16 protein-coding genes are annotated in these 22820 nt (G+C 68.7%); 7 read left to right on the forward strand and 9 right to left on the reverse strand.

From position 1 onward, the window contains the following. The first annotated feature begins 21 nt into the window (after positions 1-21). Both AC1D29_RS16505 and AC1D29_RS16510 read left to right on the forward strand, forming a co-directional pair. Entirely contained in the window at positions 22-285 is a 264-nt protein-coding gene (locus AC1D29_RS16505) for a hypothetical protein (RefSeq protein ID WP_477899293.1), read from the forward strand. Between the two features lie 47 nt (positions 286-332). Continuing rightward, complete coding sequence (locus AC1D29_RS16510) at positions 333-464, forward strand: hypothetical protein (protein WP_477899295.1); 132 nt, start codon at positions 333-335, stop codon at positions 462-464. Positions 465-693: 229 nt separating this feature from the next. On the opposite strand, the gene AC1D29_RS16515 is transcribed toward AC1D29_RS16510, so the two are convergent. The 3 genes from AC1D29_RS16515 to AC1D29_RS16525 all read right to left on the reverse strand — a co-directional run bounded on the left by AC1D29_RS16515 (position 694) and on the right by AC1D29_RS16525 (position 6859). Next, positions 694-3669, reverse strand: coding sequence for a TonB-dependent receptor plug domain-containing protein (locus tag AC1D29_RS16515; RefSeq protein ID WP_477899297.1), 2976 nt, complete (start codon positions 3667-3669; stop codon positions 694-696). Positions 3670-3972: 303 nt separating this feature from the next. Continuing rightward, a complete protein-coding gene (locus AC1D29_RS16520) occupies positions 3973-6309 on the reverse strand; it encodes a xanthine dehydrogenase family protein molybdopterin-binding subunit (RefSeq protein WP_477899299.1) in 2337 nt (778 codons plus the stop codon). 85 nt (positions 6310-6394) lie between these two features. Continuing rightward, a complete protein-coding gene (locus AC1D29_RS16525) occupies positions 6395-6859 on the reverse strand; it encodes a (2Fe-2S)-binding protein (protein WP_477899839.1) in 465 nt (154 codons plus the stop codon). Positions 6860-6922: 63 nt separating this feature from the next. Between AC1D29_RS16525 and AC1D29_RS16530 the strand changes: the two genes are divergently transcribed. Further along, the gene (locus AC1D29_RS16530; protein WP_477899301.1) at positions 6923-7591 is read left to right on the forward strand and encodes an alpha/beta hydrolase family protein; all 669 of its coding nucleotides are present in this window, start codon (positions 6923-6925) and stop codon (positions 7589-7591) included. After that, on the forward strand, positions 7591-8040 hold the full coding sequence (yidD, locus tag AC1D29_RS16535) for a membrane protein insertion efficiency factor YidD (protein ID WP_477899303.1): 450 nt from the start codon (positions 7591-7593) through the stop codon (positions 8038-8040). The genes AC1D29_RS16530 and yidD overlap by 1 nt, the downstream gene beginning before the upstream one ends. Positions 8041-8055: 15 nt before the next feature. Here the strand turns inward: yidD and AC1D29_RS16540 are convergent, their stop codons facing one another. The 3 genes from AC1D29_RS16540 to AC1D29_RS16550 form a co-directional block, all read right to left on the reverse strand. Beyond that, the gene (locus AC1D29_RS16540) at positions 8056-9774 is read right to left on the reverse strand and encodes a M14 family metallopeptidase (protein WP_477899305.1); all 1719 of its coding nucleotides are present in this window, start codon (positions 9772-9774) and stop codon (positions 8056-8058) included. Between the two features lie 107 nt (positions 9775-9881). Then, positions 9882-10640: a LytR/AlgR family response regulator transcription factor gene (locus AC1D29_RS16545; RefSeq protein WP_477899307.1), complete on the reverse strand. Its 759-nt coding sequence runs from the start codon at positions 10638-10640 to the stop codon at positions 9882-9884. Beyond that, positions 10637-11689 carry a sensor histidine kinase gene (locus tag AC1D29_RS16550; protein ID WP_477899310.1) on the reverse strand — a complete coding sequence of 351 codons (1053 nt, stop codon included), beginning with the start codon at positions 11687-11689 and terminating at the stop codon, positions 10637-10639. The genes AC1D29_RS16545 and AC1D29_RS16550 overlap by 4 nt, the downstream gene beginning before the upstream one ends. A gap of 113 nt (positions 11690-11802) precedes the next feature. Here AC1D29_RS16550 and AC1D29_RS16555 point away from each other — a divergent pair, with 113 nt between their 5' ends. From AC1D29_RS16555 to pcaF, 3 genes are read left to right on the forward strand one after another with little or no spacing between them, the layout of a single operon-like run. Beyond that, positions 11803-12600 carry an enoyl-CoA hydratase-related protein gene (locus tag AC1D29_RS16555; RefSeq protein ID WP_477899312.1) on the forward strand — a complete coding sequence of 266 codons (798 nt, stop codon included), beginning with the start codon at positions 11803-11805 and terminating at the stop codon, positions 12598-12600. Next, positions 12597-14051, forward strand: a complete 1455-nt coding sequence (locus AC1D29_RS16560) for a 3-hydroxyacyl-CoA dehydrogenase (RefSeq protein WP_477899314.1) — start codon at positions 12597-12599, stop codon at positions 14049-14051. Before AC1D29_RS16555 ends, AC1D29_RS16560 begins: the two co-directional genes overlap by 4 nt. Then, positions 14048-15250 carry a 3-oxoadipyl-CoA thiolase gene (gene pcaF, locus AC1D29_RS16565; protein WP_477899316.1) on the forward strand — a complete coding sequence of 401 codons (1203 nt, stop codon included), beginning with the start codon at positions 14048-14050 and terminating at the stop codon, positions 15248-15250. Before AC1D29_RS16560 ends, pcaF begins: the two co-directional genes overlap by 4 nt. A gap of 58 nt (positions 15251-15308) precedes the next feature. Here pcaF and AC1D29_RS16570 read toward each other — a convergent pair whose 3' ends face one another. The 3 genes from AC1D29_RS16570 to AC1D29_RS16580 form a co-directional block, all read right to left on the reverse strand. Continuing rightward, positions 15309-16505 carry an NAD(P)/FAD-dependent oxidoreductase gene (locus AC1D29_RS16570; protein WP_477899318.1) on the reverse strand — a complete coding sequence of 399 codons (1197 nt, stop codon included), beginning with the start codon at positions 16503-16505 and terminating at the stop codon, positions 15309-15311. Positions 16506-16605: 100 nt separating this feature from the next. After that, positions 16606-19323: a TonB-dependent receptor gene (locus AC1D29_RS16575; protein WP_477899320.1), complete on the reverse strand. Its 2718-nt coding sequence runs from the start codon at positions 19321-19323 to the stop codon at positions 16606-16608. Between the two features lie 334 nt (positions 19324-19657). Beyond that, positions 19658-22615, reverse strand: a complete 2958-nt coding sequence (locus AC1D29_RS16580; protein ID WP_477899322.1) for a TonB-dependent receptor domain-containing protein — start codon at positions 22613-22615, stop codon at positions 19658-19660. Positions 22616-22820: the final 205 nt, after the last annotated feature.

Below are 22820 nucleotides of genomic sequence, written 5' to 3' on the forward strand. Positions count from 1 at the left end.
CCGCGCCGCTAGAGTTGCCCCATGCCGCGCCGACTGGTTCTCATGCTGATGCTGCTCGCTGCCTTGGTGCTGATGCCGATGGCGCGCGCCAGCCAGCCCTGCTGCGAGCAGGGCTGCGACGCGATGCCGGCCTGCGTCAGCGTCTGCGCCTTGTGCGCCAGCCCGGCGGCATGGCCGGCACCCGAACCGCTGCCTCAGATGGCCGTGCCGAAGACGACGGGCCCCGTGATGCTGAGCGTCGCCTGTGACGATTGGATTGCCGAGATCTGGACCCCGCCTGACTAGAAGCCGGCGCCGTCCCCTGTCCCTCATCCAAACTTCAAAGGACTTCCATGAAATCCAAGTTGATCAAGATCACGGCCGCCCTCGGCCTGCTGTCGGTCTCGGCCGTCGCCTTCGCCGCGCAGAACTGCTGCGGCGACCTGGCCTGCTGCATGCAGCAGCTGATCGCCTGCTGCCTGTAATCGGCGCCTGAAGGCAAACGGCGGCCATCCGGCCGCCGTTTTTCATGGAGCGAGGGTTTTCTAGCGCTGGTGGCGACGCAGGCCGGCCACCAACGGCACTACCACCCCTCGCGCATGAAGCAATTTTCCTGGGCGGTGCACGCCACGGCCTCGCGGATCGTTTGGCCACGGGAGACAAAAAAAGGGCACCTCGCGGTGCCCTTTTGGTTGCTGCCAGGCAGCGTCTGGATCACCAGAACTTGTAGTTCGCCGACACCGTGAAGTAGCGGCCGTACGGGTTGTGCATGCCCGTGTTGTAGCCCAGCTGCGATCCCGTCGCGCCGATGGGGTCGTAGGGTGCCTTCTCGTCGGTGACGTTCTGGATGTTCAGGCTCAGCGTCAGGTCCTTGAAGCCCCGGTACGTGTAGCCCACATCGAAGGTGACCCACTTGGACATCGAGCAACCCGGGTAGCGGTTGATGTAGAGGTCGCGGCCGTTGGTGGCGGTGGGTGCGACGCCCAGCACGGCGCGGCTGAACAGGTTCTGGTCGTTCAACGCACCACCGTAATGGCAGCTCGTGCCCGAGTAATACAGCGGCACGACAGCAGGCGTGTTGCCGGCGGCCGGGATGTTGGTGCCGTCCATCTGGCGGATGAAGGACAGGCCGCTGACGTAGTTCATCGCGCCGCTCAGCGTGTGCGAGCCACTTTCGAACGCCGACGTGAAGCGCATCTTCAGGCGCGGCACGTCGGGTGCCGAGGTCGACCAGTCGGCCAGACCGCCGCGGGTGCCCACCAGGTTGTTCTTGGCGTAGCCGGGGTGCTCGATGCGCTCGTACTTCAGCGTGTACTGGCCGTTCAACGAGTTGGTCCAGCGCACGCCGTCCATCACCGTGGCCGCCACGCGGGCCTCGAAGTCGATACCCGAGGTCATCGTGGTGCCCTGGTTGACCCAAGGCGTGGACACGGTCAGCAGCGGGCCGGTGCCGGCCACGCCGTTCAGCAGCAGGTTCGGGTTGCTGTCACGAACCACCGTGCCGGGCGGATAGGCCTCCGGATGGTCGATCACGGACTGGCCGTCGGTCAGGGCCACTTCGTTGTTCTTGCGGATCTTCCAGTAACCGAGCACGAAGTCCACGCCGGTGGTCGGGCTGAAGATCAGGCCGGCCGAGGTGTTGTACGAGTTCTCGGGCTTCAGGGTCGGGTTGCCGCCGCCCAGGCCGGCCACGCTCTTGGCGCAGTCGGCGGTCTCGGCGCCCGGCTTCGGCACCGGCGGTGTGGCTTCCGTGTTGCAGCGCACCGGGTCACGCAGGTTGTTCAGGAAGAACTGGGCACCGCCCGGGCTCACCTGCGACACCGACGGGGCGCGGAAGCCTTCCGAATAGCTGCCGCGGAAGGCCAGCGTGTCCAGCGCCTGCCACTTGACGCCGAACTTCGGCACGAAGTTGGTCTTCAGCGTCGGGTACTTGTCGATGCGACCGGCGAGGTTCAGCTCCAGGCCCTTGAGCACTGGCGCGACGACTTCGACGAAGGCCGACTTGACGACGCGGGAGCCCTTCACGGCCGTGTTGGCCAGGCCCAGGATGTTGCCGGCGGCGTTCTCGGGGTCCGGCTTGATGTCGATGGCTTCGCGGCGAATTTCGATACCGCCTGCCACGCCGATGGCACCGCCAGGCAGATTGCCGAACGTGGTGCTGGCCTTGGCATCCCATTGCAGCACTTCGGCCGAGCCGCTGTTGAGCAGCGGGCGCGACAGGTCCGGGTCAGCCGAGATCGAGGCCAGCGAGCGGTTCGTGCCGCCAAACGCGGTGCCCAGCATCTGGCGCAGCACCGGCAGGCGCAGGAAGCCGTAGTAGTACTCGTCGCGATCCGACTTGTTCCACAGCAGGCCGGATTCCCAGTCGATGTCGGCGCCGACGGTGCCACGCACGCCAACCAGCGCGCGCGCGCCGGTGTTCGTCAGGTCGAAGCCGCCCGGGGCGCTGGGGAAGCGCAGCTGCACGGCAGCGCGGGCATTGGTGAACGGGTTGTCGGGGTGGCCGATTTCCAGGATGGGCTGGAAGCTCGCGGCCAGGCCGGTGCCGTTGAAGTTGTTCGACGGGCTCAGGCCGTTGATGGTGCGGGGTGCGCCGAGGTACTGGCGCTTGCTGCGGCTGTACATCAACTCGGCGAAGCCTTCCATGGTCCCGCCGAGCTTGAGGGTGCCGCGTCCCAACAGGTTCAGGTCATCGCCCGGGCTCTGCATCTCGGCGAACTGGTCGAGGTTGTAGTTGCAGAACGTGCGACCCAGCAGTGCAGCCGTGGTGATGTTGTAGCGGGCAGTCTCGCCGACGATCTTTTCGGAATCCGCGCAGGTGGAGGTGTTGACCGTGTTGGCGACGAACGCCGCCGTCTGCGGGAAACTGCGCGAGCCGTTGGCGCCGTTTTCCTTGATGAACCAGGGCTGGTTGTTGTACAGGAAGCTGCCGTAGGGGTTGCGGCGCAGGTTGATGGCGCGGTAGTCGGCCGCCTGGATGTCTTCGTCGGTCGAGTCGCCGACCATGCTGCGACCCTTGTGGGTGAAGTCGATGCCCACGAAGACGTTGTAGCCCTTGGTCGCGAAATCGCCGAAGCCGGCCGTGGCGCTGACCGTCTGGCGCTTGTATTCGCCGGCATCGTTGGCGCCGGCCAGGAGCTTGACCTCGAAGCCCTGGTAGTCCTTGCGCGTGATGAAGTTGATCACGCCGGCCATCGCGTCAGAGCCATAGACGGCCGATGCACCATCCTTCAGCACTTCGATGCGGTCGATCGCCGACACCGGGATCGAGTTCAGGTCGTACAGCGTGGTCGTGCCGTTGTTCGGGTTGGCGTAGGCCGACGGCGTCATGCGACGGCCGTTGATCAGCACCAGCGTCGACGTGGCGGTCTGGTTGCGCAGCGAAACCGTTGCAACGCCGCGCGAGAAGCCGTTCTGCGTGGCCGTGTCGTTGTAGCCGTCGTTGCCGATGGCCGGGATCAGCTTCATCACTTCCAGCGCCGTGCGGGCGCCGCTGGCCTGGATGTCCTTGGCCGTGATGACGTCGATGGGAGATTCGGTCTCGCGCGAGATGCGCTTGATGTTGGTGCCGGTGACTTCAACGCGCTCGAGCTGGTTGCCGGTCTGCGCAATGGCCTGCCCGCAATAGGCTTGTGCAGCCAGAGCCGTGAGCGTCACGGCGAGCTTGGGAATGTGTCCGAAGGATTTCATGGAGTGAAGGCAGGGTGAAATACGTCATGACAGTCTGACGGTCCCCTTCGTTGGGGACAAAGCCAGGTATGCCCCCCTTGACAAGGCTTCACCGGAATTCGCAGTTCTTTACTGGTGCGTCAAAGCAGTTCAAGTTAGGGGGTAGCCCGGGTAATGACGCCCCAAAAGCATGCGCACAGGGCACCTGCCAGGGGCGGCGGCGCAGGCGCGAAAGACCCCTGGGGCGGGCGTCGCGGCGCTCGCAAACGTGGTCTATGCGCAACGCATACCCACTCGTTTTGCCTGCGAATTGCGGCTTGCTGATCAGCCGCTCAGCGGCAGGCGGCGCCGGCGCTCGCCGGTCAGCGCAAACCAGGCGTTCGCCACGGCGGGCGCCACGGGAGGCGTGGCGGGTTCGCCGACGCCGCTGGGCGGCCCGTCGCTGGGCACGAAATAGGTCTCGATGACGGGGCATTGCGCCAGCGTCAGCAGCGGGTGGTCGGGGAAGTTTTGCTGCTGCACCTCGCTGCCGACGATGTCGATGCGGCCCCACAGCGCCGCCGTCAGCCCGAAGACGATGCCGCTCTCGACCTGGCGCACGACGATGCCCGGGTTGACGACGGTGCCGCAGTCGATGGCGCAGACGACGCGGTTCACGCGCGGCTCGCCGCCCCGCTTCGTCACCTCCACCACCTGCGCCACGATGCTGCCGAAGCTCTCGTGCACGGCCACGCCGCGCGCGACACCGGCCGGTGGCGGCTGGCTCCAGCCGGCCGCCTCGGCCGCGCGCCGGAGCACGGCCTGGTGGCGCGGCAGGCCGGCGAGCAGGCCCAGGCGGAAAGCCACCGGGTCGGCCTTGGCCGCGTGGGCCAGCTCGTCAATGAAGCCCTCCTTGAAGAAGGCGTGGTGGGAGTGACCCACGGAGCGCCACATGCCGACCGGCACGCCGCTGCGCGTGGGCTGGTGGGCGATGCGCAGGTGGGGGATGGCGTAGGCCAGGTCGAACAAGCCCTCGGACGCCGTCTTGTCGGGCGCATCGCCGCGCGCCAGCAGGGCTGCCGGCGCGCGGGCGTCGGGGAAGGCGTTGCGGTTGAGCAGGTCCAGCACGGGCGCGACGCCGGGCATGACGCGCTCGGCCCAGCGCGGCAGCATGGCGTCTGCCGCGTTCGTGACGGCCAGCGCGACCGGCTGGCCGGCGGCGTCCAGCCCGCCCTGCAGCACGGCAACTTCGGCGGGGCGGTAGAAGTCGTGCGCCATGTCTTCCTCGCGTGACCAAACGAGCTGCACCGGCAGGCCGGCCATCTCCATCGCGACACGCACGGCCTGGCCGACGAAGTCCACGTCCAGCCGCCGGCCGAAGCCGCCGCCAAGGTAGGTGACGTGCACGGTCGCATGCTCGGGCGGCACGCCGGCAACGCGCGCCGCCAGGTCGCGTGCGAAGCCCGGCACCTGGGTCGGCGCCCAGACGGTGACATGGCCGTCCAGCACCTGCGCCGTGCAGTTCATGGGCTCCATCGTCGCGTGAGCGAGGTAGGGCGCGCTGTAGACGGCTTCCAGCTTCGTCGCGGCCGAGGCCAGCGCAGCCCGCGCGTCGCCTTGCGCCAGGAAGGCGAAGCCGGCGCCGGCGGCATGGGCGTGGCGGGCCTGGCGCTCCAGGTCGGCCAGGATGGTCTTGGAGTCCAGCCGGCCGCCCGGTGGCGGCTGCCAGGCGACGTCCAGTGCCTTGGCGGCCTCGCGGGCATGCCAGGTGGTGCGCGCGACGACGGCATAGGCGGCCGTTGAGCCGGCGACGGGCCCCAGCGCCACGACACGCAGCACACCCGGCCGTGCGCGGACCGCGTCCAGGTTGGCCGGCCCCAACCCGCCGCCCAGCATCGGGCAGTGGCGGATGGCGGCGAAGACCTGGCCGTGTTCGCGCACGTCCAGGCCGTAGCGCGCGCTGCCGTCCACCTTGGCGGCGAGGTCGATGCGCGGCAGCGCCTGGCCGATCTGCGTCCAGTGGTTGGGGTCCTTCAGCACCACGTCGCCCGGCGGCGTCAGCGCGGCCTGGGCGGCGAGTTCGCCGTAATGGCTGAGCGCGCCGCTGGCGTGCTGGATGACGCCGGCCTTCACCGTCAGCTCTGCCACCGGCAGCTTGTGCTTCAGCGCCGCGGCGCCCAGCAGCTGGGCGCGGGCAGTGGCGGCGGCCAGGCGCAGCGTGTCCCAGGCGTCGGCCGTGGACGAGGAGCCCCCGGTCAGGTTCAGGCCCAGCTCGCGCGCGACCTTGGCGGTCACCCAGGACGACAGCCGGAACGCGCGGCCACCGGCCTCGCGGTCGCGCGGGCCGAAGGGGATGTTGCCCAGTGCCGCGGCGACATTGCCGTAGATCGCGTCATGGCCGGCCGCCGTCAGGCGCACGCTGCGCAGCGGCACGCCCAGCTCCTCGGCCACGAGCTGGGCCAGCGCCGTGTGCACGCCCTGGCCCATCTCGCTGCGGTTCATGGCCAGCAGCACCGTGCCGTCGGTGGCGATCTTGATCCAGCCGTTCAGGCCCACCTCGCCGTCGACATGGGCCAGCAGGTGCTTGCTGCCCAGGCGCGAACGCGGTGGCATGGCGCCCCAGCCGACGATCAGTGCGCCGGCGGCCCCGGCCCCGGCGAGCAGCCACGTGCGCCGCCTCATGTCGTCCCCTCGGGCGATGAGGTCATCACCCGATCTCGCGAAGGGATGCGGGCCGGCTTGGGCGCGGCCCGGCGCTCGGCCCGCCTCACCGTTTCAGCCCTTTCGCGGCCTGCTTGATCGCCGCGCGCACGCGCGGATAGGTGCCGCAGCGGCACAGGTTGGTCATGGCCGCGTCGATGTCGGCATCGCTGGGCTTGCTGTTCTTGGCCAGCAGCGCCGCGGCGGCCATCAGCATGCCGCTTTGGCAGTAGCCGCATTGCGGCACCTGTTCGGCCAGCCAGGCGAGCTGCACGGCATGGGCCTGGTCCTTGGTGGCCAACCCTTCAATGGTCGTGACGGCCTTGCCCTGGCAGGCCGCCAGCGGCATCACGCAGGACCGCACGGCCTGGCCGTCGATGTGCACCGTGCAGGCGCCACAGGCGCCGATGCCGCAGCCGTACTTGGTGCCGGTCAGGTTCAACCCGTCGCGCAGCGCCCACAGCAAGGGCATCGCGGGGTCGCTGGCGATCTCCGGCAGGGCCACGGCCTGGCCGTTCACTTTCAGTTCCATCAAGGCGGGCCCGGGTGGCGGAAACAGCGCCCCAGGATAGCGGGCTGGACAGAAAATACCGGCATGAGTCACCCCCAAGATGCAACAGCACCCGACCTGCTGTTCGCGCTGCTGACCGACGGCGGCATCGCGCCCGACGGCCCCGATACGCTGGCGCCGTTGGCCGCAGCCCTGCACGCGCAATACCCCAATGCCGTCACGCTCAACCTGCACCCGCCGCTGCGCGACGCCGAGGGCCGCTGCCGCTGGTGGCCGCAGGACGCGCCCAGCCTAGACGGCCTGACGGCGGCGCTGCCGCACCTGATCGCGCGGCTGCGCCTGGAGGCCGACAAGCTGGGCCTGCCCTGGCAGCGCGTCGCGCTGGCCGGCGTCGGCGACGGCGCGCTGCTGGCGCTGGAGGCCGTGCAGGCCGAACCCGAACTCGCGGGCCGCGTGCTGGCCTTTGCCGGCGGCTACCTGTCGCGGCCCGAGCACGCGCCGCAGGATGTCTGCGTGCACCTGCTGCACGGCCTGGCCGACCAGCGCTTCCCGTACCGGCATGTCGTGGACGCGGCGCAGTCGCTGGTCGACCTGGGGGCCGACGTGACGGCCGACCTGCTGCCGCACCTGGACCATGGCCTGCACCCGGCGCTGATCGCCAAGGCCATGGAGCAGCTGCGCACCTTCATCCCGGCGCGGCTGTGGCGCGAGGCGGTCGTGGCCGCGCAGGAAAGCGAACGGGCCGCAGACTGATGCGCGACCTCGCGCTGGCCGCCATCGGCGTCTATCAGCGCTACGTGTCGCCCCACAAGGGCTTTTGCTGCGCCTACCGCGTGCACACCGGGCGGGCGAGCTGTTCCGCGCTGGGGGCGCGGGTGATCCGGCGTTGGGGCGTCCGGTGCGGGTTGGCCGTGTTGAAGATTCGGCTGCGGCGGTGCGGCGAGGCCCACAGGCGCGCGGCGTCGATGCGCATGCAGGCGCAGCGGGGCGTCTGCGACCCCGGCTGCGATCTCGACCTGGGCGCTGCCGACTGCGATGCCTGCAGCACGAACGGTTTCAGCCGCGCATGCAGCTGGGGGAGCGACTGCTGTGGCAGCTGCGGCGGGTGCGACTGGCCGAGCCGGCGCCGCAAGGCGGCATCGCGGTACGTGAACATCCCGGCCGGGCGCTGGCCGGCCGAGGACGACAGGCGCAAGCGCTGAGGCGCCGCGCGCCGGTCAGTCCAGCACCACCTCGGTCCTGATCAGCCCGGCCCGCTCCGCACTGGCGCTCAATGCCAGCCGCGTGCCCACCGGCGCGCGCACCACCCACTCGGCCACGGCGCGGTCGCCAGTCACATGCTTGTTGCCCAGGAAAGCGAGCTGACTCTGCTTGGGCGCATGGCCTTCCAGCTGCGGGCCTTCCATGCGCTCCTTGCCACTGACCAGGCTGATGCTCGGGTCGCCCGAGGGCATGTGGATCTCGAACATGACGCCGCGCACGGTCTTGCGCTCCAGCGCCCGCTGCGTCACATAGGCCGGCAGGTAGCCGGCATTGGCCACCGCCAGGCGCACCCGCCACATGTCGGGGCCCAGCGCGCGCACCTCCGTGCGGATCAGCTCCAGCTTGGGCAGGCTCATCGCGATCTGCGTCATCCAGGCCGGGAAGCGCGCGGCCTCGCGCTCGCGCAGGCCCGGCGGCGGGTTGCGCCAGTAGTTCATCTTGTCCCAGCCGCCGATCTCCACGGCGCCCAGCTGCGGGTGCTGGAAGGGCGTCCAGTCGACATGGGCCTGGCCGGCGCAGCGTTCGTCGCTCCACTTCAGCAGCTTGACGTCGTCCTCGACCGGATGCTCGCGGTACCAGTCGATCCACTTGCCGTCCTCGATGCCGGCCTCCTTTTTGGGCGACCACAGCTCGACGACCCAGAACAGCGCGCCCAGGTGCTCGTAGACCCAGTCCTGCGTGCCGGTGATGACGTCCTTGGGGTGGTAGCGGAAGTCTTCATAGATGCTGACGGCCGGGTAGCCCGTGTGCTGCTCGCCCAGCGCCGAGAACTGCTGGAAGGTCCACAGGTCCTCGGGCGTCATGTCCTTGTCGGGGCGCGTGCCGCAGGGGCGCAGGATGACGCCGCTGTGCGTGTGATAGCTGACGGCCGCGCCGATGTTGGGGTGGGCGGTGATGAACTCGACCATCGCCCGCACCTCGGGCTCGCTGGTCGGGTAGGGGCCGGCGCCGACTTGCTGGAACTCCTGGCGCCATTCGCCGGGGAAGTTGCGGTTCAGGTCCAGCCCCTCGCGGTCGGCATTGACCTTGACGGTCAGGCCGTCGTGGTTGCGCACGAAGCCTTCGGGGATCAGGCGGTAGTACTCGCCGCCATGTTCGCCCGGCTCGCGCGCCACCATCAGGCGCGGGTCGGCGGCGTGCTTCTTGTAGCCGCCGTGCGGGTCGGGCACGCGCATCGTCAGGATGCGGCCGTCGCCGTCGATGTCTTCCACCGTCAGGCCGTCGACGGCCTCCTCTGTGTAGGGGTAGGGCCGCGTGGAGCTGCGGATGTGGCGCGGCCGGTCGGCCAGCGCCAGCTCCGCGCCGTCGGGGTTCAGGCGCGGCACGATGTAGAGCGCGCGCGTGTCCAGCAGGCGGTTGATCTGCTGCGCTTCGGCCGTCGTGCCGCCGTGCTCCTTCAGCAGCTGATGCAGGTAGTACAGGCAGGTCGTCGACGCGGTCAGCTCGGCCGCGTGGATGTTCCCGTCTATCCACATGGCCGGCTTGTCGATGTCCATGCCGCTGGCCAGGTTGGTCACGACGACGACCCAGATGTCGCGGCCCTCGTAGCTCTTGCCGATGGAGCGCACCGACACCAGGTTGGGTCGCGCCTCGGCGTAGGCGAACAGCAGCGCCGTCAGCTCCTCGTAGCGGTAGAAGTGGTCGAAGCGGGGGCTGGGCAGGGCTGAGGGCATGGGGGTGAAGTTCTGGGAGACTCCCAAGAACTAGGGGCATCTTTGGTGGCGCGGATTGTCGGAACTCGCTCCGGCCGTTCGGCAAGGGTTTGCCCTGGGCTGAAGGCTTATTGACCCTTGAAGAGGGCCTGGAACTGGCGCGACACCGGCAACCGCTCGTCGCGGCCGCGCAGCGTGACCACCATCGTGCCCTCGTCGACGCGGACCGCGCGTGCGATGCAGCGGCTGTTGACCAGCACGCTGCGGTGGATCTGCCAGAACTGCTCGGGGTCGAGCTGCGTCAGCAGCTCGCGCAGCGGCGTGCGGATCAGCGCGTCGCCGCCCTGGTGGACTACCCGGGTGTAGCGCGCGTCGGCCTCGAAGTAGAGGATCTCGTCAGGCGGGATCAGCTGCACCTCGCGGCCGACGCCGGCCTGGATGGGGCGGGCCGCGGGCCTGGGCTGCACCAGGCCGGCGAGCAGGCGCTGCAGCGCCGTCGTGTCCGCCGTGGGCTGCGCGAGGCGCGCACGCAGGCGGGTCAGCGTCTGCGCCAGGCGTTCGTCGTCGACGGGCTTGAGCACGTAGTCGATGGCGCCGGCGTCGAAGGCGGCCAGCGCATGGTCGTCGAAGGCCGTCACGAAGACGATCAGCGGCGGTGCGGCCAGCGCAGACAGGCGGCGCGCCACCTCCAGGCCGGTCAGGCCGGGCATGCGGATGTCCAGGAAGGCGATGGCCGGCTCGTGCGCCAGGCAGTCGTCCCAGGCCTCGGCGCCGTTGCTGCTGGCCGCGACGAGCTGCAGCTCAGGCCACAGGCGGGCCAGCGCGGCGCGCAGCTGCTCGCGCGGGGCTTCTTCGTCGTCGGCGATCAGGGCGGTGATGGGGTTCATAGCGTGAGTGTGGCGATGCAGCCGGGGTGGGCGTCTGCCAGCGCCAGCGTGGCGCCGGGGCAGGCCTGCAGCAGGCGGCGGCGCGTGTTGGACAGGCCCACGCCTTCGCGCCAGCCGGGCGCCAGGCCGGAGCCGTCGTCCTGCACGGTCAGCACGAGGCGCGCGCCGTCGCGCCGCGCCGTGATGGCCACTTGGCCGCCGCGCAGCTGGGGCTCGATGCCGTGGGCGATCGCGTTCTCGACCAGCGTCAGCAGCAGGCCGGGCGGCAGCTCGGTCTGCAGGTCGGCCGGCACGTCGACGGCGAAGCCCAGCCGCGCGCCCAGCCGTGCCTGCATGATGGCCAGGTAGCGCCTGACCATCTCGATCTCGTCGGCCAGCGGCTGCGTCTCGCGCTCGAACATCGGCAGCGTCGCGCGCAGGTAGGCCGTGAAGTCGCGCAGCAGCGGCGCGGCGCGGGCGTCGCCCGTCTCCACCCAGTGCTGCAGCGAGGCCAGCGTGTTGAACAGGAAGTGCGGCTGGATCTGCGCCGTGGCCAGCCGGGCGGACAGGCGCAGCGCTGCGTCCTGTTCCGCCAGCTCGCGCAGCCGGGCCTCGATCTGCTGGACGCGGAAGATGGTCAGCATCCACCAGGCGCTCAGCACGCCCGTCATGGTGGCGACGATGAAGGGGTTCTCGCGCATCACCCACTCGCGCCCGCCCATCTTGGCCATCGTCACGAATGTCACCGCCAGCGCGATGGCCGCCACATAGGAATAGAGGTTGAGTCGCTTGCGTGTGGGGTGGCGCCACAGCGAGCGCGCCGCCATCAGCGCCGCCGCGGCCAGCGCGCAGCACAGCGCCCACCACAGCGCCTGCGTGGCCCAGCCGTTGCCGTGCGCGCTCCACAACACGACGGGCAGCAGCACCAGCAGGTTGATGGCGACATAGCTGTCCACGGCCAGCGGCCACGGCTGCATGCCGGCCTGGGCCATCTCCGCGGGCGTGAAGGTGCGCAGCGGGCCGGGGTAGAACCACTGGCGGCAGTGAGAGGCGTTGAGCAGGGAGCGCATGGCAGCCAGTCTAGGAGGGCGGCCCGGCCCCGGCGCCCCGGTGCGGCGAACGGCAGGATGGTGCGCATGGATGGTTTGTCGACCGATCGGTCGGGAAAAGGCAGAATCCCGGCATGCCTTCCTGGACTGCGCTTGATCTGGATCGTCGGGGCAACGGCGTCGCCGTGCTGACGATGAACCGACCCGCCGTGTTCAACGCCTTCGACGAGACGTTGATCGCCGAACTGGACGCGGCCTTCGCGCTGCTGGGCTGTGACGCCGGCGTGCGCGTCATCGTGCTGGCCGGCAGCGGCAAGCATTTCAGCGCTGGCGCCGACCTGCAGTGGATGCAGCGCGCCGCCGCCGCGTCGCAGGACGACAACCTGGCCGACGCGCGTCGCTTCTCGGCCATGCTGGCGCGCATCGCCGAAGCGCCCAAGCCGACCATCGCCCGCGTGCAGGGCGCGGCGCTGGGTGGGGGCGTGGGGCTGGTGGCGGCCTGCGACATGGCCGTCGCGTCCGAGGCCGCCAGCTTCTCGGTCAGCGAGGCCCGCATGGGCATCCTGCCGGCGGTCATCGGCCCGCACCTCGTCAACGCGGTGGGCCTGCGCGAGGCGCGGCGCCTGGCGCTGACGGCAGCCCGCATTGGTGCGGACGAGGCCCAGCGCATCGGCCTCGTGCAGCGCGTCGTGCCGGCCGAGGGCCTGGACACGGCGGTCGACGCCCTCGTCACCGACCTGCTGGGCTGCGGCCCGCAGGCGCAAGGGGAGATCAAGCAGCTGTACGCGCAGCTCGCGCCCGGCCCGGTGACGGCCGAGGTGCGCGAGCTGACCGCGCAAACCATTGCCCGCGTGCGCACCACGCCCGAGGCCCGCGAGGGTTTCGCGGCCTTCCTGGCCAAACGCAAGCCGAACTGGACGCCTCCCGAATGAACTTGAACGACTCCCGCATCCTCGTCATCGGTGCCGGCCTGATGGGCGCCGGCATCGCCCAGGTCGCCGCCCAGGCCGGCCACGACGTGGCCCTCTTCGACGCCCGCGCCGGCGCGGCCGAGGCCGCCAAGGCCAAGCTCGCGCAGACGCTGGACGGCCTGGTCGCCAAGGGCAAGCTGACGCCGGACGCCGTGCAGGCGACGCTGGCGCGCATCACGCCGGTGGACGCGCTGGTGCCCGCCGACCTCGCCATCGAGGCCATCGTCGAGAACCTCGACGTGAAGCGCGCGCTGTTCGCCGAGCTGGAAGCCGTGCTGCCCGCCGACGCGGTCATCGCGACCAACACTTCGTCCATCTCCGTGACGGCGTTGGCGCGCGACATGAAGGCGCCCGAGCGGCTGGTGGGCATGCACTTCTTCAACCCGGTGCCGTTGATGAAGCTGGTCGAGGTCGTGCGAGGCCTGGGCACGTCGCCCGAGGTCGCGCAGGCCGTGTTCGAGCTGGCCGGCCGCTGGGGCAAGACAGCCGTCTACACGCGCTCCACGCCCGGCTTCATCGTCAACCGCATCGCCCGGCCCTATTACGCCGAGGCGTTGATGCTGCTGCAGGACGGCGCGGCCAGGCCCGAGATCATCGATGCCTGCCTGCGCGCGGCGGGCTTTCGCATGGGGCCGTGCGAGCTGATGGACCTGATCGGCCACGACACCAATTTCGCGGTGACGAACTCGGTGTTCGCGGCCAACTTCTTCGACCGCCGCTTCACGCCGTCGCTGGTGCAGCAGGAGCTGGTGGATGCCGGCTATCTCGGCCGCAAGAGCGGGCGTGGGTTCTACCGCTATCCGGAAGGCGCGCCGGCTTTGCCGACGCCTGCCGGCTTTGACAAGCCCAGCGCGAAGCGGCTGGTCGTGCACGGCCGCGGGCCGGTGGCAGAGCGGCTCCACGCGGCCTTGCCCGAGGCGGAGCGCGACGACGCCAGCGACTGGATTGGCCTGGAGGCGGATCGCACCCAGATCCGGATGACCGACGGCCGCACCGCGCGCGAGATTGCCGCCGAGAGGGATTTCCAGGCGCCGGTCGTGGTGTTCGATCTGCCGCTGGGTGAAGCCAAGGATCTGGCCTATGCCACGTCGGGCAACCTCTCCGACAAGGTGGTTTGGCTGAGGGCGCTGGGCTTCACGCCGCGCGAGATGGTCGACGTGCCCGGCCTGATCGTCGCGCGCACCATCGCCATGCTGGTCAACGAGGCGCACGACGCCGTGCAGCAAGGCGTTTGCTCAGAGGAAGGCGCCGACGCGGCGATGAAGCTGGGCGTCAACTACCCGGCCGGGCCGTTCGAATGGCTGGCGCTGTGGGGCGCCGAGCCCATCGTGGCCCTGTTGGACCGTCTCGACACCCATTACCGCGGCGAGCGCTATCGCGTCAGCCCCTACCTGAGAAGCTCTGTCCTATGAACCACGCCTACATCTGCGACGCGATCCGCACCCCCTTCGGCCGCTACGGCGGCGCGCTGTCTTCCGTCCGCACCGATGACCTCGGCGCACTGCCCATCAAGGCGCTGATGGCGCGCAACGCGAATGTCGACTGGGCCCAGGTCGCCGACGTCATCTACGGCTGCGCCAACCAGGCCGGTGAGGACAACCGCAACGTCGCCCGCATGGCCGCGTTGCTGGCCGGCCTGCCGGTGGATGTGCCGGGCAGCACCGTGAACCGCCTGTGCGGCTCGGGCCTGGACGCGGTCGGCACGGCGGCCCGCGCCATCCGCGCCGGCGAGGCCGGGCTGATGATCGCCGGCGGTGTGGAGAGCATGAGCCGCGCGCCCTTCGTGATGCCCAAGGCCGAGTCGGCCTTCAGCCGCGCCAACGCCATCTACGACACGACCATCGGCTGGCGCTTCATCAACAAGCAGATGAAGGCGGCTTACGGCGTCGACGCGATGCCGGAGACGGCCGAGAACGTCGCGGCCGATTTCGGCATCGAGCGCGAGGCGCAGGACCGCATGGCGCTGGCCTCGCAGATGAAGGCCATTGCGGCGCAGAAGCGAGGCTTCTTCGAGCGCGAGATCGTGCCGGTGGACGTGCCGCAGAAGAAGGGCGAGCCGCTGCGCGTGCTGCTCGACGAGCATCCGCGCGAGACCAGCCTGGAAGCGCTGGCCAAGCTCAAGGGCGTGGTCAAGCCCGAAGGCAGCGTGACGGCCGGCAATGCCAGCGGTGTCAACGACGGCGCCTGCGCGCTGCTGCTGGCCAGTGAGGCCGAGGCTGCGCGCCACGGCCTCAAGCCGCGCGCCCGCGTCGTCGGCATGGCCACGGCGGGCGTCGCGCCGCGCATCATGGGCATTGGCCCGGCGCCGGCGACGCGCAAGGTGCTGGCGCTGACGGGCCTGACGCTCGCGCAGATGGACGTCATCGAACTGAACGAGGCGTTTGCCGCGCAAGGACTGGCCGTGCTGCGCGACCTGGGCCTGGCGGACGACGATGCCCGCGTGAACCCCAACGGCGGCGCGATCGCGCTGGGCCACCCGCTGGGCGCCAGCGGCGCGCGGCTGGTGACGACGGCGATCAACCAGCTCGAAATGACCGGCGGCCGCTACGCGCTGTGCACGATGTGCATCGGCGTGGGCCAGGGCATCGCGCTGGTGGTCGAGCGAACCTGAAGACCTTGCGGGACAGACCTTGGCGCGCAGCGCCATGCGCTGTCCCCAACTGATCAGGCTATTCCAGGAACAGCCTGGAGATGCCCTTCAGGCTGACCAGGTTGCCCGGGTTGCTGGTCTCATTGAGCACGCCGCTCATGCGCTTGAGCAGCCGCGGGCTCTTCTTGGCGCGCCAGATCAGCAGGTCGGCCAGCCAGGGGTGGGCGTTGACGCGGTTTGCGCGTTCGTAGAGTTCGAACTTGGGCTTCAACGCCGTCAGGCCGGCTTCGTACGCTGCGCGCGCGGCGGTGTCGTCCTCGCGATGCGCCAGGATGGCGTCGGCCGCCAGCATGCCGGTCTCCATCGCTTTGCCGATGCCCTCGCCGGTGAAGGAATAGGTGCTGCCGGCCGCCTCGCCGGTGACCAGCAGGCCGGGCCGCGTCCACCTGGCGCCCGCGAGCGTGCAGCGCAGCGGCGCGCCCTTCAGCTCGCCCACCATTTCGCCGACCCGCATCAGCTCGGCGGCCGGCGCGTACTTCTGGACGAAGGCGTCGAAGATGGCGCGCAGGTTGACGTCCTTCTTGACGCCCTTGCCGCCACCCAGGTCGCGGTGCGAGTCAGTCACGCCGACGCCGATGTTGAAGTGGCCGTCCGGCGCCGGGAAGATCCAGCCATAGCCCGGCCGCACCGACTTGTCCCAGACGACTTCCAGCGCCTTGATCTTGCCGACCATCTGCGGCGCCTTCACGTAGCCGCGCAGCGCGACGCCGCTGGGCGTGTGGCGCTCGCACATGCCGGCAGCGGTCAGCGCCTTCGGCACTGCGCCGGTGGCCAGCACGACCCAGCGCGCGGCGACCTCGATGATCTCCTCACCGCGCTTGAGGCGCGCGCCGATGACACGGCCATCGGCTTCCAGCGGAGCGTCGAAGCGCGCCTGCTCGAAGCGCGCGCCGGCGTCCCGAGCGGCCTGCAACAGCAGCGCATCCAGCTCGCGCCGCGGCAGCACGGCCAGCGACCCGGGCACGTCGATGCGGCCACCGCGCGGGCCGATGCAGCCGACATGCGCGACGGGCTGGGCCAGGCGCATGACGTCGTCCAGCAGTCCCAGCCGTGCCAGCGCCTTGTGCGCATCCGGGATCAGGCCGTCGCCACAGATCTTGTCGCGGCCCGGGGGATGTTGGTCGACCAGCAGCACGTCGATGCCGGCACGGGCCAGCAGCCGCGCGCAGGCGCTGCCGGCGGGGCCGGCGCCGATGATGAGGACTTCAGCGAGCATCGAAGCAGCAAACGGAGAAACAGACGGGCCGCGATTGTCGACCAGCGCGGCCATGAAAAAAGGCCCGCCGAAGCGGGCCTTGTCGCGAGACGCGGTGGGCTTAGAAGCCGTAGGCGGCGCGCACGAACACCGCACGGCCCAGCGGGTCGGTGTAGCGCGGGTCGAAGCCACGCTGCGAGCGGTTGGACTGGTTGGAGAACGGCGGGTCCTTGTCGAACAGGTTCTTGACGCCGATGGTCAGCGACGTCATCTTGTTGAACGAGTACGTCGCCGACGCGTCAAACAGCGTGTAGGCATCGACGTCACCATAGAACGACGCGCCACCGACGACCGTGGACGGGTCGTTCTGGTCGCGGTAGCCGCTCTGGTGGCGCATGCTGACGCGAGCGCCCAGGTTGTCCAGCTTCCAGGCCGCGCTGAGGTTGTGCTTCCACTTGAAGACCGGGCTGCCGTCGCTGTAGATGCCCAGGTTGTCCTTGAACGGGTCAGCCGGGTTCGTCTGGTACTTGTAGCTGCGGACGTAGGTGCCGTCGTAGGCCAGCGCCAGCGAGCCGAAGCCGGCCAGCTTCAGGTTGTAGCCAGCGGTCAGGTCGAAGCCATTGGTCTCGATCTTGCCGATGTTGTCGTTGGTCTGGATGATGTAGCCGATGGCGGGGCTGTTGTTGTCCAGGCCGGAGCAGCGGTTCAGCGTGTTCTGGACCGCGATGGGCAGCGTGTTGCAGCGCACGTAGTTCGCCGCGTACCGGGTCGGGTTCGCGATGATGGTGTCGAGCGGCAGGACGCTGATCTGGTCGCGCAGCTTGATGTTCCAGTAGTCGATCGAGAACGTCAGGTCCTTGAGCGGCTCGAACGCGACACCGAAGGTGAAGGTCTTGGACTTCTCGGGCTTGAGCGTCGTGACGCCGCCGTTTTGCACCTGCGGTTGCAGGCCGCAGTCACGGCTTTGCACGCCGCCCAGCGAGCCGATGGCCTTGCCGTTGGCATCGCACAGCAGCGGGTCGTTCTTGGCACCGGAAGAGAAGGTGACGGTTTGCGGCGCGTACAAGTCGTCCAGGCCCGGGGCACGGAAGCCCGTGTTGTAGGAGCCGCGCAGCACGACTTCCTTGATGGGCTGGAAGCGGATGCCGATCTTCGGGTTGGTCGACTTGCCGGCGTCCGAGTAGTCGTCGGTGCGCAGCGCCAGCTGGACCTCGACGTTCTTCCAGACCGGCAGCAGCAGCTCGGCGCCGTAGGCCTTGACGTCGCGGTCGCCGCCCTTGTGGTTGGGCGAGCGGCCTGCCGACGGGATGTTGTTCACGACATCGTCATTGGTGTCGAAGCGGTAGTTTTCCTTGCGGAATTCGGCCGCGAAGGCGACGGCGGCATTGCCACCGGGCATCGCGAACAGGTCACGGCTGGCGCGGACGTCGATGCTCTTGGTCTCGCCGGTCGCAAAGCCGAACACGCCCTTGCGCTTGGCTTGCTGGATGACGGCCAGTTCAGCGGCGGTGGCGTCGCGGAAGGGGTTCAGGTTGCCGGCGGCGACCTGGGCACGCACGAAGGGAGCGCTGACATAGCCGTCCACCGCAGCATCGTTGGCCGTGCTGCGCGACAGCATGGCGCCCAGGCGGTAGTCCCAGCTGGCGATGACGCCGCTCAGGTCGACCACGGCGCGCTTGGCGGCCGAGTTGGACTCGTTGGTGCGCGAACCTGCCGGCACCATGCGCCAGCCGACGTTGATCGGCCGGGTCGTGTCCAGGTCGGTGATGGCAACGGTCGGGTAAGCGGGGTTGCCCGGGTTGATCGTGATGCCGGTCACCGGGTCCGGCGCGACGCGGGCCGTGTTCTTGTTCTCGGTGGCGAGGCCTTCGAAGGTCAGCACATGGTCATCGGCGAGCTTGACCGCCACGCGGCCGGCGATGGTGTTCTGCTTCGTGTCCGGGATGATGTCGATCGTGGAGCTGAAGTCGAACACGCAGGCTTTGGCGTTCGTCGGGTTCACCAGCGACAGCGGCGGCGCGCAGTTGGGCGCGGTGACGTTGTAGGCGCGGCTCTCGCGGCCGGTCGGGAAGTTGGTCGACACGGGCACGATGAAGCTGCCGGTGAAGTTGCCGGGGAAGGTCGTGCCCGAGTTGCCGTTCACGCCGCGGCTGGGGATGATGCCGGTCTTGGCGAATTCGCGGTCCAGCGCGCGCACGCGCTGCTGGCGGCGGCTGTCGAACGAGCCCCAGAAGTTGAACTTGTCCTTCTCCAAGTCGCCGAAGCCCACCGTGACGGAGCCGCCTTCCTTCTTGCCGCCGTCCTGGCTGGGCTTGGTCATCTCGGCCACGATCTGGCCGCCGCGGTAGTTGGACTTGGTGATGAAGTTGATGACGCCGCCGATGGCGTCGGTGCCGTACACGGCCGAGGCGCCGTCGCGCAGCACTTCAACGCGCTCGATGACGGCGAACGGGATGGAGTTCAGGTCGACCGCGTTGGCGTCGAACGCGAACGAGGTCATGCGGCGGCCGTTCAGCAGCACGAGGGTCTTGTTGCTGCCCAGTGCGCGCAGGTTGGCGTAGGCGGCGCCGCCGGTGCTGGAGCCGATGGAGTTGGTGCCGGGGCTGCTGGACTGGCTGGCGGACAGCAATTCCATGATGCCTTCGACGCTGGTCACGCCCTGCTGGCGCAGATCGTCGACCTTGACGACGGTGATGGGCAGCGCGCCTTCGTCGCTCACGGAGCGGCGGATGGCGGACCCGGTGATCTCGACGCGCTCCAGGGTCTGCTGGGCGATGGCCGAGCCGGCGGCGCCAAGGCCGATCAGCGCTGCCGCGCTGATGACATTGCGTTTGAACATTCACTACTCCTAAGGAAAAGAATCCGCTCTCGCCCCCTGATGAGAGGCATCGCGGAAATCGAAGGCGCGCCCTTCGCGCCACGAAGAGGCGGGAGTGTGAAGGAATGTGAATTTTGGAAACCCGGGGTTGCCACCTACTGAGGCGTGGACGCGACGCAGGTTGTCGGAAAACTGACGAAAAACGCGCTGGCGTGACAGGGCGGAACCACCTGAACGCGGGTCCGAATGTCGTTGGCGCGCGACGACCGGCAATGAAAAAACCGCCATGCCGTTGCCAGCATGGCGGTTTCGCCGGGGGAGGAACGGATCAGTTCCTCACGAGGCGGGGACGGCCTTAGAAGCTGTAGCGCACGCCCACGTAGTAGCGGCGGCCGATGGCGTCATACGTGCCCGCATCGGTTTCCGTACCGGTCACGTTGCCCGGCAGATTCGAGAGGATCGGAGGCGCCTTGGTGTCGAACAGATTGTTGATGCCGGCGTAGAACTGCGCCTTGCCCCACTTGTAGCTGCCTTGCAGGTCGAAGTAGGTCTTGGATGCAATCTTGCCTTGCTCCTTGCGAGCAGGTAGCACGCAGGGGTCAGCGTCCGGATCCGTGATCGTCGGGTCAATGTTGCAAAGCTGACTCATGAACTGGTCGTCCAGGTAAGCCTTGCCGATGAAGGTGGTCGTCGTGTTGATGGCCCAGGGACCCGAGGCGTAGCCCAGATTCAGCATCCAGCGGTTGCGCGAGTTGCCGACTTCACTCAGCGAGGTGTCCTTCTCCGCATCGTCGGTCGGCTTGTTCCAGGCGTCCAGCAGGTGGGTCCAGGTCAGGCGGGCCGACAGGGTGCCCGGGCCGACGCGCTCGGCGTAGCTGGAGGTCAGGTCGATGCCCTTGGCTTTCTGGCCGCCGCTGTTCACAGGAGCCTGGTTGATGTACTCCAGCGAGCCGGCGCTGTAGGCGCCCTGCACGCCCGTGCGGCGCGTGATGAAGCCGCAGTACAGCGGGTTGGCCTTGTTGAAGCACTGGTCCAGCGTGTAGGCGCGGCCCGGGCTGTTGATGGCGCTGGCGATCTTGATGTCGTAGTAGTCAGCCGTGAACGTGAAGTTCTTCAGCAGGTCGAAGCTCTTGGGCGTCAGCACGATACCCACGGTCAGCGAGCGGCCCTTTTCAGACTTCAGGTTCACGTTGCCCGAATCGAAGCCGCTGATGCCCTGCACGTCGGCTTGGCCCAGCGTGAACTTGCCGCCGTTGGCAGCCATGTTCGCGACGACGCCGGGGTAGCTCTTGCAGGCCGTACCCAGCGCGCTGGTGTCGCTCTGCAGCACGTTGGCGCAAGGATCGACGATGCCGGTCGGGAAGGTCTGCGAAGCGCCCTGGTACAGGTCGCCCACGTTGGGTGCCCGCGTCGACTGGGCCAGTGTGGCGCGCGTGCGGAACGTCGAGTTCACAGCCCAATCCAGGCCCAGGTTCCAGCTGTTGGTGCCGCCGACGCTGGAGTAGTCGCCATGGCGGTAGGCCACGGTGCCATCCAGGTTCTTCACCAACGGCAGGTTCTTCAGCAGCGGCAGCTTGGCTTCGACGAACAGCTCGCGGACGGTGTAGCGGCCGGCCGTGTTGGCCAATGCATTGCCGGCGTTGAGGCCGGACTGCGTCAGCGCGTCGAACTCGGTGGCAGAACCTTCCTGGCGCCATTCATAGCCGGCCGCAATGCCCACGGGGCCTGCCGGCAGTTCGAAGGCATCGCCCGACACCGAGGCGCCGGCCATCTTCTGCGTCACGCGGGTGTTCAGCGAGCTCGGGGCGTTGATGTACTTGGCGGCGGCCGCGCTCAGCGTGTTGGCGCCGAAGATGTTGGCCGGCACGCAACCCTGCTTGACTGCATCGGCGCTCACGCAGACCGGGTTGCCAAAGGCATCCGGCACGACGTTCAGCGCGTTGAACAGGTTGGGCGTGTTGATCTGGCCGGTGCCGGTCTGGCCTTCACGCGTGAAGCCGTAGCCGACGAAGGTTTCATAGGACCAGGTCTTGGTCAGGTCACCCTTCAAGCCGCCGACGACGCGGAAGGTGTCGCGGCTGGCGGACGAGGTGCGGTCGGCCACGTCGGACATGCGGCGGGTGAAGTTGTAGTCCTTCAGACCATCGCCGTTGCGGTCCGTCATCAGCGCCAGCAGGGCCGCCGGGATCAGCGGGTTGGCCACCTTGACGCCGTTGACCAGGGTTTCAGCCGCGATGTGGCCGCCGCCAGGCGTGACCTGCACGTCCGAGTCCAGCGGGAAGGGCTCGAGATGGGTGAAGGTCTTGGTGTTGGCGTAGGTGCCTTCGAAGAACAGGTTGTGCGACTCGCTGATCGCGTAGTCGCCCTTGGTGGCCATCAGCACGCGCGTGGTCGGGATCGCGATCGTGCGGACCGCCGAGCGGTTGTAGCCGGTTGCGCCGACACCGTCACCGGCAGGGCCGTTGGATGAGAACGGGATCAGGTTGCCGTTGGCGTCGAAGGTGCGGCTGGTCGCCGTGCCCGCGCCGTTCGTGTAGAAGAAACGGCCTTGAGGCGCAAAGCTCGAATAGAACGGACGTGTGATGTCGAACAGCTCGGCGGCATTTCCAGTCAAGGCGCCCGTTGAGCTCTGGTCAATCGCCGCGAAATCGCGGTCACGTGAGTAGACGGCACCTTGCTTGCTGACGGCGAGGTGCGCCATCACGTTGCCCTTGCCGTTGGCCGAATTGGTGCCGAACGTGATGCCGAACTTCTTCAGCGTGTCGTCCTGCTTGCCGCTCTGGCCGTAAGACGCATCCAGGTTCACGCCTTCGAAGTTGCGCTTCAGGATGATGTTGACCACGCCGGCCACGGCGTCGGAACCGTAGGTCGACGAAGCACCGCCGGTCATGACCTCGACGCGCTCGATGAAGTCGGTCGGGATGGTGTTCAGGTCGACGGCCATCGAGCCGGGGACGCCGGACACGTAGCGGCGGCCGTTGACCAGCACCAGCGTGCGGTCGACGCCCAGGTTGCGCAGGTTAATGGTCGACACACCAGCACTGGACGTCGAGAAGTTCGAGTTCGTGCGGCTGATGGTCGGCGTGCCGAAGGCTGGGTTCTTCTGCAGCAGGTCTTGCAGGTTGGTGGTGCCTGATGCCTGGATGTCGGCGGCCGTCATCACCTGGATGGGCGCTGCCGATTCGGCATTGATGGACAGGATGCGGCTGCCCGTCACTTCGACGCGCTCCAGTTGTTGCTGGGCCAGGGCCGGCAGGGCGGCCGCGGTCAGGCAGGCCAGCGCCGCGGCGCTCAGTGCATTTCGTTTGAACATATAAGACTCCAAAGGGGATCGATCACCCGCTCGGCGTGGTGGCCAAGGCTTGACCCAGTACCGCGGTGACGCGGCAACGAGGGCGGTAGTCTGAGCGACCCACCCTGACGCATACCTCGGGTTCCCCCCAATTGAGTTGGGGCGCGGCCTGCAAGGTTGCTGTAACCCTATGAAAGCTGAGGGAAAGCTTGGTCAGTTCATCCCG

The organism is Roseateles sp. P1_C6 (assembly GCF_056406315.1).